The sequence below is a fragment of the Kitasatospora sp. NPDC048407 genome (assembly GCF_043200475.1).
Lineage (GTDB): Bacteria > Actinomycetota > Actinomycetes > Streptomycetales > Streptomycetaceae > Kitasatospora.
Genome location: NZ_JBICXW010000003.1, coordinates 180,243 through 192,931, shown reverse-complemented (window position 1 = coordinate 192,931; position 12,689 = coordinate 180,243). Strand labels below are relative to the sequence as shown.

Here is a 12,689-nt window from a genome sequence, read left to right as displayed (position 1 = left end):
CCTCCGCCTACAGCTTCATCAGGTTGCTGTCGTCGACCGAAGCGGAGTGCCTGGTCCGGAAGATGGAGACGATGATGGCGAGGCCGACCACGACCTCGGCCGCCGCGACCACCATGGTGAAGAACGCGAGGATCTGGCCGTCCAGGTTGCCGTGCAGCCGGGAGAACGTGACCAGCGCCAGGTTCGAGGCGTTCAGCATCAGCTCCACGCACATGAACAGCACGATCGCGTTGCGCCGGATCAGCACGCCGGAGGCGCCGATGGTGAACAGCAGCGCGGCCAGGTACAGGTAGTTGACCGGGTTCACTCCGCCTCCTCCTTGCTCGGGGTCGGCACGGTCTCCAGCGCCTGGCGGGGCCCGGTGACCTTCGGACGGGCGGAGGACGGCCGGCCGAGCCAGTCGGCGGTGCTCTCCTCCAGCTCGGCCATCCGCTGCAGCATCTCCTGGCTGACGTCGCGGATCTGGCCGCGCTCGCGCAGGGTGCCCATCACCGAGTCCTCGGCGACGGTGCCGTCGGGCAGCAGCGCCGGGATGTCCACCGCGTTGTGCCGGGCGTACACGCCGGGGGCGGGCATCGGCGGCACCTGGATGTTGTCCTTGACGCGCTGCGCCGCGAGTTGACGTTGCGTCAGCCGGTCGCGGACCTTCTCGCGGTGGGTCAGCACCATCGCGCCGACCGCCGCGGTGATCAGCAGCGCGCCGGTCACCTCGAACGCCCAGACGTACTTGGTGAAGATCAGCTTCGCCAGGCCCTGCACGTTGCCCTCGGCGTTCGCCTCGGACAGGCCGGTGAAGTGCGACAGCTTGGCGTTCGCCAGACCGGCGATCAGCAGCACGCCGAAGCCCACGCCGCAGAGCACCGCGGCGATCCGCTGGCCCTTGAGCTGCTCCTTCAGCGAGTCCGCCGAGGAGACGCCGACCAGCATCACCACGAACAGGAACAGCATCATGATCGCGCCGGTGTAGACCACGATCTGCACCACACCCAGGAACACCGCGCCCTGCGCCAGGTAACAGACCGCCAGCGACAGCATGGTGGCGGCCAGGCAGAGCGCCGAGTGCACCGCCTTCTTCATCAGCAGCATGCCGAGCGCCCCGCCGACCGCGATCACGGCCAGCACCCAGAACTGCACGGCCTCGCCGGTGGAGGTCATGACTGCGCCTCCTTGTCGTGCGCGTGCTTCTCCTGCTGCACGGTGCCCGGCGCGGCGCCGGTGATCTCGCCCCGGTAGTAGGCGCCCTCGTCGGCGCCCGGGAAGTACGCGTGCGGCGAGTCGACCATGCCCTCGGTCAGCCCGACCAGCAGCTGCTCCTTGGTGAAGATCAGGTCCTGCCGGCTGTCGTCGGCCAGTTCGTACTCGTTGGTCATGGTGAGCGCCCGGGTCGGGCAGGCCTCGATGCACAGCCCGCACAGGATGCAGCGGGCGTAGTTGATCTGGTAGACCGCGCCGTACCGCTCGCCGGGCGAGTACCGCTCGTCGTCATGGTTGTCGGCGCCCTCGACGTAGATCGCGTCGGCCGGGCAGGCCCAGGCGCACAGCTCGCAGCCGACGCACTTCTCCAGGCCGTCCGGGTGCCGGTTCAGCTGGTGGCGGCCGTGGAAACGCGGAGCGGTGGGCTTCTTGTACTCCGGGTACTGCTCGGTGAGCCGCTTCTTGAACATGGCCTTGAAGGTCACGCCGAAGCCGGCGGCCGGCCCGAGGACCGACTTTTCCGAAGATTCGTCAGACATGGCGGGGCTCAGCTCCCTTCGGAATGGTCGGCCCCGTTGAGGGCGTCCTGGAGTTGCGGGGTCCGGCGACGGCGGCGCGGGACGGGCGGCAGTTGCTGACCGGGCAGCGGCGGCACCGGATAGCCGCCGGCCATCGGGTCGAACGCCGCGGGCGGGGCGGCGGCCGGCGGCTCCGCGGGCTTCTTCCGGATCACGTCCGCCACCAGCGCGATCAGCAGGATCGCCGCCAGCGGGGCGCCCACGTACAGCAGCACCTTGGTGAAGTCGTAGCCCTCGTTGCGCAGCGCCCGCACCGCGGACACCATCACCAGCCACACCAGCGAGACCGGGATGAGCACCTTCCAGCCGAGCTTCATGAACTGGTCGTAGCGCAGCCGGGGCAGCGTGCCGCGCAGCCAGATGAAGAAGAACAGCAGCAGCTGGATCTTCAGCACGATCCACAGCATCGGCCACCAGCCGCGGTTGGCACCCGCCCAGAACGTCGAGATCGGCCACGGGGCCCGCCAGCCGCCGAGGAACAGCGTCGAGGCGACCGCCGAGACGGTGACCATGTTGACGTACTCGGCCAGCATGAACATCGCGAACTTCAGCGAGGAGTACTCGGTGTTGAAACCGCCGACGAGCTCGCCCTCGGCCTCCGGGAGGTCGAACGGGGCCCGGTTGGTCTCGCCGACCATCGCGATGATGTAGACGATGAACGACACCGGCAGCAGCACCGCGAACCAGGTCGGCTGCTGCGAGGAGACGATCTCCGAGGTCGACATCGAGCCCGAGTAGATGAACACCGCCGCGAACGACAGGCCCATCGCGATCTCGTAGCTGATCATCTGGGCGGACGAGCGGATACCGCCGAGCAGCGGGTACGTCGAACCGGACGACCAGCCCGCCAGCACGATGCCGTAAATGCCCACCGAGGCGGTGGCCAGGATGTACAGCAGCGCGATCGGCAGGTCGGTGAGCTGCAGCGGCGTCCGGGTACCGAAGATCGACACCTCGTTGCCCGCCGGGCCGAACGGGATCACCGCGAACGCCATGAACGCGGGGATCGCCGCGACGATCGGCGCCAGGATGTAGACCGCCTTGTCGGCGCCCTTCACCACCAGGTCTTCCTTCAGCGCCAGCTTCACACCGTCGGCCAGCGACTGCAGCAGACCCCACGGGCCGTGCCGGTTCGGGCCGATCCGCAGCTGCATCCAGGCGACGACCTTGCGCTCCCAGACGATCGCGATCAGCACCGTCAGCACCAGGAAGGCGAAGCAGAACACCGCCTTCAGCAGCACCAGCCACCACGGGTCGCGGCCGAAGTAGCCCAGAGTGTCGTACGCAGCAGCGAGGTCCGTCATGATTCCTCCGCCGGGGCGATGGTGACCAGGTGGCCGAGCGTGGTGCCGAGCGTGCGGTGCACGCCGCCGCCGGGCGTCGAGTTGAGCGGCAGCCAGACCGTGCGGTCCGGCATCGCCCCGGTGACCTCCAGCGGCAGGGTCAGCGACCCGGCCGGGCCGGAGATCCGCAGCAGCGCGCCGGTGGCGCCGATCTCGGCGGCGGTGGCGGCGGACAGCCGGGCCACCACGGGGTGCCGGGTGCCGGCCAGGTGCTCGTCGCCGTCCTGCAGCGAGCCGTTGTCGAGCAGCATCCGGTGCCCGGCCAGCACGGCCTGCCCGGTGACGGGGCGGGGCAGCGCGGCGGGGTGCGCGGCGGGCTCGGCGGGGCGGTCGCCCTGCCAGGGTGCGAAGCGGTCCAGCTCCAGCCGGGCCGCCCGGACGTCGGGCAGGCCGATCGGCCGCTCCAGCGCGTCCGCGACCATCGACAGCACCCGGACGTCGGCGTGCAGGTGACGTCCCATCAGCTGGTCGGGCTTGATGGCCGGCTCGAACATCCGGACCCGGCCCTCCCAGTCCAGGAAGGTGCCGGCCTTCTCGGCGACGGCCGCGACCGGCAGCACCACGTCGGCGTGCGCCGTCACGGCGGACGGGCGCAGCTCCAGCGAGAGCACGAACTCAACGCTCTCCAGGGCCTGTTCGGCGAGCGCCGGGTCCGGCAGGTCGTCCAGGCCGACGCCGCCGATCACCAGCGCGTCCAGCTCGCCGGCCGCGGCGGCGGCCAGGATCCGGCCGGTGTCGCGGCCGGGCGCTGCGGGCAGTTCGTCGACGCCCCAGTGGGTGGCGGCGTCGGCGCGGGCGGCGGGCACCTCGACGGACCGGCCGCCGGGCAGCAGCCCGGGCAGCGCGCCCGCCTCGACCGCGCCGCGCTCGCCGGCCCGGCGCGGCACCCAGGCGAGCTTCGCCCCGGTGGTCTGCGCCAGGCGCAGCGCGGCGGTCAGGCCGCCGGCGGTCTGGGCGAGCCGTTCGCCGACCAGGATCACCGCGCCCGGGGAGCGCAGCGCGTCGGCGCAGCGTCCCGCGTCGTCGGCGAGCACCTCGTCGCCCGCGAGCGCGCCGAGCCATTCGGCCTCGGTGCCGGGGGCGGCGGGCAGCAGCGCGCCGTGCAGCTTGGCGAGGCCCCGGGTGGCGTGCGAGGCGATAGAGAACACCCGCAGTCCGGTGGCCCGGTTGGCCTTGCGCAGCCGCAGGAAGACGATCGGCGCCTCTTCCTCCGCTTCGAGTCCGGCCAGCAGCACGGCCGGTGCGGCCTCCAGCTCGCGGTACGTCACCCCGCCGCCGTCCACATCCGTCCCGTGCCCGGCGACGACCGCGGCCAGGAACTCGGCCTCCTCGGCGCTGTGCGGGCGGGAACGGAAGTCGACGTCGTTGGTGCCGAGCGCCAGGCGGGCGAACTTGCCCCAGCCGTAGGCGTCCTCGACGGTGACCCGGCCGCCGGCCAGCGCCGCGGCCCGCTTGCCGCGCAGCCCCTCGGCGGCCTCGGCGAGCGCCTCCGACCAGGACACCGCGACGAGTTCGCCGTCACGGCGCACCATCGGCGAGGTGAAACGGTCCCGCTGCTGGGCGTAGCGGAACGCGAACCGGCCCTTGTCGCAGTTCCACTCCTCGTTGACCTCCGGCTCGTTGCCGGCCAGGCGCCGCAGCACCTTGCCGCGCCGGTGGTCGGTGCGCTGCCCGCAGCCCGCCGAGCAGTGCTCGCACACGGACGGGGAGGACACCAGGTCGAACGGGCGGGAGCGGAACCGGTAGGCGGCGGAGGTGAGCGCGCCGACCGGGCAGATCTGGATGGTGTTGCCGGAGAAGTACGAGTCCAGCGGCTGGTCGACGCCGGTGCCGACCTGCTGGAGCGCGCCGCGCTCGACCAGGTCGATGAACGGGTCACCGGCGATCTGCTGCGAGAACCGGGTGCAGCGCGCGCACAGCACGCACCGCTCGCGGTCCAGCAGCACCTGGGTGGAGAGCGGGATCGGCTTCTCGTACGTCCGCTTGACGCCCTCGAACCGGGACTCCGCGTCGCCGTTGGTCATCGCCTGGTTCTGCAGCGGGCACTCGCCGCCCTTGTCGCAGACCGGGCAGTCCAGCGGGTGGTTGATCAGCAGCAGTTCCATCACGCCGCGCTGCGCCTTCTCGGCGACCGGCGAGGACAGCTGGGTGCGCACCACCATGCCCTCGGCGACCGGGATGGTGCAGGAGGCGACCGGCTTGCGCTGCCCCTCGACCTCCACGATGCACTGGCGGCACGCCCCGGCGGGGTCGAGCAGCGGGTGGTCGCAGAAGCGCGGGATCTGGGTGCCGATCTGCTCGGCGGCGCGGATCACCAACGTGCCCTTGGGGACGCTGACTTCGACGCCGTCGATGGTGAGCGTGACCAGCTCGGTCTGGGTGGACGAAGGCTCCGTGACCGTCACGCGTGCACCTCCCTCTCGGTGGCGGACTCGTGGACGGAGGCCCGGTCGGCCCAGACGGTGGAGGCCGCCGGGTCGAACGGGCAGCGGTGCTCGTTGATGTGCTGCTCGTACTCGGCGCGGAAGTGCTGGAGCGAGGAGACGATCGGGCTGGCGGCGCCGTCGCCCAGCGCGCAGAAGGACTTGCCGTTGATGTTGTCGGCGATGTCCAGCAGCTTCTCCAGGTCGCCGGGCACGCCCTGGCCGGCCTCGATCCGCTTCAGCAGCTGGACCAGCCAGTAGGTGCCCTCCCGGCAGGGGGTGCACTTGCCGCAGGACTCGTGGGCGTAGAACTCGGTCCACCGGGTGACGGCCCGCACCACGCAGGTGGTCTCGTCGAACACCTGCAGCGCCTTGGTGCCGAGCATCGAGCCGGCCGCGCCGACGCCCTCGTAGTCGAGCGGGACGTCGAGGTGCTCGTCGGTGAACATCGGGGTGGACGAGCCGCCCGGCGTCCAGAACTTGAGGCGGTGCCCGGTCCGGACGCCGCCGGACATGTCCAGCAGCTGGCGCAGCGTGATGCCCAGCGGGGCCTCGTACTGGCCGGGGTTGGTGACGTGCCCGGACAGCGAGTACAGCGTGAAGCCGGGCGACTTCTCGGTGCCCAGCGACTTGAACCACTCCTTGCCGCGGGCCAGGATCGGCGGCACCGAGGCGATCGACTCGACGTTGTTGACCACCGTCGGGCAGGCGTACAGGCCGGCGATCGCCGGGAACGGCGGGCGCAGCCGGGGCTGGCCGCGGCGGCCCTCCAGCGAGTCCAGCAGTGCGGTCTCCTCGCCGCAGATGTACGCGCCGGCGCCCGCGTGCACGGTGATGTCGAGGTCGATGCCCTCGCCGAGGGCGTCCTTGCCGAGGAACCCGGCCGTGTAAGCCTCGGCGACGGCGGCCTGCAAGCGGCGCAGCACCGGGACGACCTCGCCGCGCAGGTAGATGAAGGCGTGGTTGCAGCGGATCGCGTAGGAGGCGATCGCCATGCCCTCGATCAGCGAGTGCGGGTTGGCGAACAGCAGCGGGATGTCCTTGCAGGTGCCCGGCTCGGACTCGTCGGCGTTGACCACCAGGTAGTGCGGCTTGCCGTCGTTCTGCGGGATGAACTGCCACTTCATGCCGGTGGGGAAGCCGGCGCCGCCGCGGCCGCGCAGGCCGGAGTCCTTGACCAGGGCGATCACGTCGTCCGGGGCCATCGCCAGGGCGGCCCGCAGGCCGTCGTAGCCGCCGTGCCGGCGGTAGGTTTCGAGCGTCCAGGGGCGGTGGTCGTCCCAGAACGCGGAGAGGACCGGGGAGAGCAGCTTCTCGGCCGGCTCGGCGGAGGTCATCACGCTTCCGTCCCTTCGTGCCGGGGGGAGACCACCTTGGCGCCCGGGGTGCCGGGCAGTGCCTCGCCCTTGGCCAGCCGCAGGCCGGCCAGCGAGGGCGCGCCGCCGGCCCCGGACTCGTCGACCGCGCCCTCGCGTTCGTCGGCGAAACCGGCCAGGATCCGGGAGGTCTCCTTGAACGAGCAGAGCTTCGCGCCGCGGGTCGGCCGGACCTCTTCGCCCGCGCGCAGCCGGTCCACCAACTCCCGTGCGGATTCCGGTGTCTGGTTGTCGAAGAACTCCCAGTTCACCATCACCACGGGCGCGTAGTCGCAGGCCGCGTTGCACTCGATCCGCTCGATCGAGATCGCGCCGTCCTCGGTGGTGCGGTTGTTCTCGATCTCCAGGTGCTGCTTCAGCTCGTCGAAGATCTGGTCGCCGCCGAGCACCGCGCACAGCGTGTTGGTGCACACCCCGACGTGGTACTCACCGGCCGGGCGGCGCCGGTACATGGTGTAGAAGGTCGCGACCGCGGTGACCTCGGCGGTGGTGAGGTCCAACTGCTCGGCGCAGAACCGGATTCCGGTCGCCGAGACGAAGCCCTCCTCGGCCTGCACCAGGTGCAGCAGCGGCAGCAGCGCGGAGCGGGAGTGCGGGTAGCGGGCGATCAGTTCGGCGGCGTCGGCGGCCAGTCGCTGCTCGACCTCCGGCGGGTAGGGCTTGGCCGGCAGCGCCGGCAGGCCGAGTTCTGTGCTGCTCACCGGTCCACGCCTCCCATCACCGGGTCGATCCCGGCCACTGCCACGATCACGTCGGCCACCTGGCCGCCCTCGCACATCGCCGCCATCGTCTGCAGGTTGGTGAACGACGGGTCGCGGAAGTGCACCCGGTAGGGCCGGGTGCCGCCGTCGCTGACCACGTGCACGCCGAGCTCGCCCTTGGGCGACTCGACGGCCGCGTACGCCTGCCCGACCGGCACCTTGAAGCCCTCGGTGACCAGCTTGAAGTGGTGGATCAGGGCCTCCATCGAGGTGCCCATGATCTTCCGGATGTGGTCCAGCGAGTTGCCCATGCCGTCGGGGCCGACGGCGAGTTGGGCGGGCCAGGCGATCTTCTTGTCGGCGACCATCACCGGTCCGGGCTTCAGCCGGTCCAGGCACTGCTCGACGATCCGCAGCGACTGCTTCATCTCCTCCAGGCGGATCACGAACCGCCCGTAGGAGTCGCAGCTGTCGGCCGTCGCGACGTCGAACTCGTAGTTCTCGTACCCGCAGTACGGGTCGGTCTTGCGCAGGTCGTGCGGCAGCCCGGTGGAGCGCAGGATCGGGCCGGTGGCGCCGAGCGCCAGGCAGCCGGGCAGGTCGAGGAAGCCGACGTCGACCAGGCGGGCCTTGAACACCGGGTTGTCGGTGGCGAGTTTGTCGTACTCGTGCATCCGGGAGCGGAGCAGCTTGACGCCCTCGCGGATCTTGTCGACCGCGCCGGGCGGCAGGTCCTGCGCCAGCCCGCCCGGGCGGACGTAGGCGTGGTTCATCCGCAGGCCGGTGACCAGTTCGAAGATGTCCAGGATGGTCTCGCGGTCGCGGAAGCCGTAGATCATCAGGGTGGTGGAGCCGATCTCCATGCCACCGGTGGCGAGGGCCACCAGGTGCGAGGAGATCCGGTTCAGCTCCATCATCAACACCCGGATCACGGACGCCCGTTCGGGAATGTCGGCGGTGATCCCGAGGAGCTTCTCCACGGCCAGGCAGTAGGCGGTCTCGTTGTACAGCGGAGTGAGGTAGTCCATCCGCGTCACGAACGTGGTGCCCTGCACCCAGTTGCGGAACTCCATGTTCTTCTCGATGCCGGTGTGCAGGTAGCCGATGCCGCAGCGGGCCTCGGTGACCGTCTCGCCGTCGATCTCCAGGATCAGCCGCAGCACGCCGTGGGTGGACGGGTGCTGCGGGCCCATGTTGACGATGATCCGCTCGTCGTCGGCGCCCACGACGGCCTCGGCGACCTCGCCCCAGTCGCCACCGGTGACGGTGAACACCCGTCCTTCGGTGGTCTCCCTGGAGCCCGCTTCGTATTGTGTGCTGCTCATCAGGTGTACGACCTCCGCTGGTCGGGCGCCGGGATCTGGGCGCCCTTGTACTCGACGGGAATGCCTCCGAGCGGGTAGTCCTTGCGCTGCGGGTGCCCCAGCCAGTCGTCCGGCATCATGATCCGGGTGAGCGCCGGGTGGCCCTCGAAGACCAGGCCGAAGAAGTCGTAGGTCTCCCGCTCGTGCCAGTCGTTGGTCGGGTAGACGCTCACCACGGACGGGATCCTCGGGTCCGCGTCCGGCGCGGTCACCTCGATCCGGATCAGCCGGCCGTGGGTGATCGAACGCAGGTGGTAGACCGCGTGCAGCTCCCGGCCCACCTCGCTCGGGTAGTGCACGCCGCTGACGCCCAGGCACAGTTCGAACCGCAGCGCCGGGTCGTCGCGCAGGATCCGCACCGCCTTCAGCAGGTGCTCGCGGGCGACGTGGAAGGTCAGTTCGCCGCGGTCCACGACGGTCTTCTCGATCACGTCGTCGACGTCGAGGCCCTGCTCCTCCAGCGCGCCCTCGAACTCGTCCGCCACCTCGTCGAAGTAGCCGCCGTACGGCCGCTCGCTCGGGCCGGGCAGCACGATCGCGGCGTTCAGTCCACCGAAACCCGAGGTGTCGCCGGTACCGTGCGCACCGAACATCCCCTGCCGGGTGCCGACCACCTCGACCGGAATCTCCCGCCGCGTCGCCGGAACCTCGGCCTGCTCGCCGTTCTCCTGCTCGCTCATCGCAGCAGCCCCCGCATCTCACTGGTCGGGGTGGCCTGCAGCGCGAGGCGCTCGGCCTCCTCCTCGGCCCGGCGGCGGTTCACGCCGAGCTTCTCGTGCTGGATCTTGTCGTGCAGCTTGAGGATCGCGTCCAGCAGCATCTCCGGACGGGGCGGACAGCCCGGCAGGTAGATGTCCACGGGCACGATGTGGTCGACGCCCTGGACGATCGCGTAGTTGTTGAACATGCCGCCGGAGGAGGCGCACACGCCCATCGAGATGACCCACTTGGGATTCGGCATCTGGTCGTACACCTGGCGCAGCACCGGAGCCATCTTCTGACTCACCCGGCCGGCCACGATCATCAGGTCGGCCTGCCGCGGCGACCCGCGGAACACCTCCATGCCGAACCGGGCCAGGTCGTAACGGCCCGCCCCCGTGGTCATCATCTCGATCGCGCAGCAGGCGAGCCCGAAGGTGGCCGGGAAGACCGAAGCCTTCCGCACCCAACCCGCGGCGGCCTCCACGCTGGTGAGCAGAAAGCCGCTCGGCAGCTTCTCCTCGATACCCATCAGTTCCCTCTCAATGCCTTCGAGTCCGGTGGCTTGTCCGCCCGTTCACAAACACGGGGTCGGGGGTCAGTCCCACTCCAGGCCGCCGCGGCGCCACACATAGGCGTAGGCGACGAACACGGTGGCGATGAACAGGAGCATCTCGACCAGCCCGAAGATCCCCAGGGCGTCGAAGCTGACCGCCCACGGGTAGAGGAAGACGATCTCGATGTCGAAGACGATGAACAGCATCGCCGTCAGGTAGTACTTGATCGGGAACCGACCGCCGCCCACGGGCTGCGGGGTCGGTTCGATGCCGCACTCGTACGCCTCCAACTTGGCCCGGTTGTAGCGCTTCGGGCCGGTGAGCGAGGCCATCACCACGGAGCCGACCGCGAACGCCGCGGCAATGGCACCGAGTACGAGGATCGGCGCGTAGGCATTCATAGCCCCCGCTCCCTCCGTCCAGTCGTCCTTGACTGCAGATCGGAACCACCAGGTCACCAGCGGTGAACCGATGATCCACTTCGTGAGATCCGGCTCCATGTGAGGCAGTTCACAAAGCCAGGTTGGAGCGCATCCTATGCCTGTCTGCTTGTGATCTGCGACACGCAGTTCCCGACGATCTTTGTGATCTTCGCCACCCGACGAACCGCACAGACCGGCACAGGGCACCACTGTTCGACCCAGAGCAGGCACTTGGCCACATACAGTCGCAACTCAACGCGAAACAACCGCTGTTCGGCCACGGCCTATATCAATTGTGCGGCGGAACAAGCAAATTTCTGCATGATCGCGTTTACGTGATAAAGCCCCTCACCCACCCGATGGACCCCGACCCCCACCCGCTTGACCCTTCGTTCACAAGCACTCAAGAACAACCGGCCGACGGCACCGCGGTACCGCCCCCACGGCACGCAAAAGGCGGCGAACAGACGCTTCCGTCCGCCCGCCGCCCCTCGGCACCGCGACTCCCCGTTAGGCGCCCGCTCCTCGTTCCTCGGCAGCCCGCAGGTTGCCCGCCTCGTGGAACCCGCCATCCTCGGGCCAGATGACCTCCACCCCCGCGACGCCCGTCGTCCCTGGCTCCTGGTGGACCCGCCGCTGGCGGCAACGAAAAGGACGCCCGCCGCATCGAGTGCGGCGGGCGTCCTTCAGGCGATCGGTACTTCCGGCGGGCCCTGTTGAGGGCGCTGCGTCCTCAGGCCCGGGGGGCGACCTTTGCGAGGCCGTTGATGATGCGGTCGGCGGCGTCGCCGCCGGTGGGGTCGGTGAGGTTGGCCAGGAGCTTGAGGACGAACTTCATCAGGACCGGGTGGGTGAGGCCGCGCTCGGCGGCGATGCGCATCACGCGGTCGTTGCCGATCATCTTCACGAACGCGCGGCCGAGGGTGTAGTAGCCGCCGTAGGTGTCCTTGAGGATCTGCGGGTAGCGGGCCAGGGCCCGCTCGCGGCCCTCGGGGGTGATGCGGGCCATGGCCTGGACGATGACGCCGGCGGCGAGCTGGCCGGATTCCATCGCATAGGCGATGCCCTCGCCGTTGAACGGGTTGACCATGCCACCGGCGTCGCCGACCAGCAGCAGGCCCCGGGTGTAGTGCGGCTGGCGGTTGAAGGCCATCGGCAGGGCGGCGCCGCGGATCGGCTCGGTCATGTTCTCCGGCGTGTAGCCCCACTCCTCGGGCATGCCGGCGCACCAGCTCTTCAGCACCTCGCGCCAGTTCAGGTCACCGAACGCCGGCGAGGAGTTGAGGATGCCGAGGCCGACGTTGGAGGTGCCGTCGCCCATGCCGAAGATCCAGCCGTAGCCGGGCAGCAGCTTCTTCTGCCCGCCGCGGGTGTCCCACAGCTCCAGCCAGGATTCCAGGTAGTCGTCGTCGTGCCGGGGCGAGGTGAAGTACGTCCGGTAGGCGACGCCCATCGGGCGGGACTCGATCCGGTGCAGGCCCATGGCCAGCGACAGCCGGGTGGAGTTGCCGTCGGCGGCGACCACCAGCGGGGCGTGGAAGGCGACTTCGCGCTTCTCCGGCCCGAGCTTGGCGGTGACGCCGGTGATCCGGCCGGTGCGGTCCTGGATGGGGCCGCTGACGTTGCAGTTCTCGTACAGCCGGGCGCCGGCCTTCTGCGCCTGACGGGCCAGCAGTTCGTCGAAGTCGGCGCGCTTGCGGACCAGTCCGTAGTCGGGGAACGAGGCCAGCTCCGGCCAGTCCAGCTCCAGCCGGACGCCGCCGCCGATGATCCGCAGGCCCTTGTTGGGCAGCCAGCCGTTCTCGGTGGACACGTCGATGCCCATGTCCACCAGCTGCTTGACGGCGCGCGGCGTCAGGCCGTCGCCGCACACCTTCTCGCGCGGGAACTCGGTCTTCTCCAGCAGCAGTACGTCCAGGCCCGCCTGGGCCAGCCAGTACGCGGTGGTGGAGCCGGCCGGACCGGCCCCGACCACGATGACGTCGGCGGTGGACTCCACGGCGGTCTCGGTCATTCGGCTCTCTCCTGAGCG

12 protein-coding genes are annotated in these 12,689 nt (G+C 70.1%); all 12 read right to left on the bottom strand.

Annotation, left to right across the window (positions count from 1 at the left end):
* Positions 1-7: 7 nt before the first annotated feature.
* Positions 8-307 (bottom strand): NADH-quinone oxidoreductase subunit NuoK, encoded by a 300-nt coding sequence (gene nuoK, locus ACGFWJ_RS08970; RefSeq protein WP_043915678.1) that lies wholly within the window; start codon positions 305-307, stop codon positions 8-10.
* Positions 304-1,155 (bottom strand): NADH-quinone oxidoreductase subunit J, encoded by an 852-nt coding sequence (locus tag ACGFWJ_RS08965; protein WP_392946805.1) that lies wholly within the window; start codon positions 1,153-1,155, stop codon positions 304-306. Before ACGFWJ_RS08965 ends, nuoK begins: the two co-directional genes overlap by 4 nt.
* Positions 1,152-1,733, bottom strand: a complete 582-nt coding sequence (gene nuoI, locus ACGFWJ_RS08960; protein ID WP_387638409.1) for an NADH-quinone oxidoreductase subunit NuoI — start codon at positions 1,731-1,733, stop codon at positions 1,152-1,154. The genes ACGFWJ_RS08965 and nuoI overlap by 4 nt, the downstream gene beginning before the upstream one ends.
* Positions 1,734-1,741: 8 nt before the next feature.
* On the bottom strand, positions 1,742-3,076 hold the full coding sequence (gene nuoH, locus ACGFWJ_RS08955) for an NADH-quinone oxidoreductase subunit NuoH (protein ID WP_392946802.1): 1,335 nt from the start codon (positions 3,074-3,076) through the stop codon (positions 1,742-1,744).
* Positions 3,073-5,520 carry an NADH-quinone oxidoreductase subunit G gene (locus tag ACGFWJ_RS08950; protein ID WP_392946799.1) on the bottom strand — a complete coding sequence of 816 codons (2,448 nt, stop codon included), beginning with the start codon at positions 5,518-5,520 and terminating at the stop codon, positions 3,073-3,075. Before ACGFWJ_RS08950 ends, nuoH begins: the two co-directional genes overlap by 4 nt.
* A complete protein-coding gene (gene nuoF, locus ACGFWJ_RS08945) occupies positions 5,517-6,875 on the bottom strand; it encodes an NADH-quinone oxidoreductase subunit NuoF (protein WP_392946796.1) in 1,359 nt (452 codons plus the stop codon). The genes ACGFWJ_RS08950 and nuoF overlap by 4 nt, the downstream gene beginning before the upstream one ends.
* Positions 6,875-7,594, bottom strand: a complete 720-nt coding sequence (nuoE, locus tag ACGFWJ_RS08940) for an NADH-quinone oxidoreductase subunit NuoE (protein ID WP_392947236.1) — start codon at positions 7,592-7,594, stop codon at positions 6,875-6,877. Before nuoE ends, nuoF begins: the two co-directional genes overlap by 1 nt.
* A gap of 17 nt (positions 7,595-7,611) precedes the next feature.
* A complete protein-coding gene (locus tag ACGFWJ_RS08935) occupies positions 7,612-8,940 on the bottom strand; it encodes an NADH-quinone oxidoreductase subunit D (protein WP_392946794.1) in 1,329 nt (442 codons plus the stop codon).
* Positions 8,940-9,659: an NADH-quinone oxidoreductase subunit C gene (locus tag ACGFWJ_RS08930; RefSeq protein WP_387865700.1), complete on the bottom strand. Its 720-nt coding sequence runs from the start codon at positions 9,657-9,659 to the stop codon at positions 8,940-8,942. Before ACGFWJ_RS08930 ends, ACGFWJ_RS08935 begins: the two co-directional genes overlap by 1 nt.
* The gene (locus ACGFWJ_RS08925; protein WP_035865125.1) at positions 9,656-10,210 is read right to left on the bottom strand and encodes an NADH-quinone oxidoreductase subunit B family protein; all 555 of its coding nucleotides are present in this window, start codon (positions 10,208-10,210) and stop codon (positions 9,656-9,658) included. The genes ACGFWJ_RS08930 and ACGFWJ_RS08925 overlap by 4 nt, the downstream gene beginning before the upstream one ends.
* A 66-nt stretch (positions 10,211-10,276) precedes the next feature.
* A complete protein-coding gene (locus ACGFWJ_RS08920) occupies positions 10,277-10,636 on the bottom strand; it encodes an NADH-quinone oxidoreductase subunit A (RefSeq protein WP_014137597.1) in 360 nt (119 codons plus the stop codon).
* A 754-nt stretch (positions 10,637-11,390) separates the two neighbouring features.
* On the bottom strand, positions 11,391-12,671 hold the full coding sequence (locus ACGFWJ_RS08915) for a geranylgeranyl reductase family protein (protein ID WP_100587508.1): 1,281 nt from the start codon (positions 12,669-12,671) through the stop codon (positions 11,391-11,393).
* Positions 12,672-12,689 lie beyond the last annotated feature (18 nt).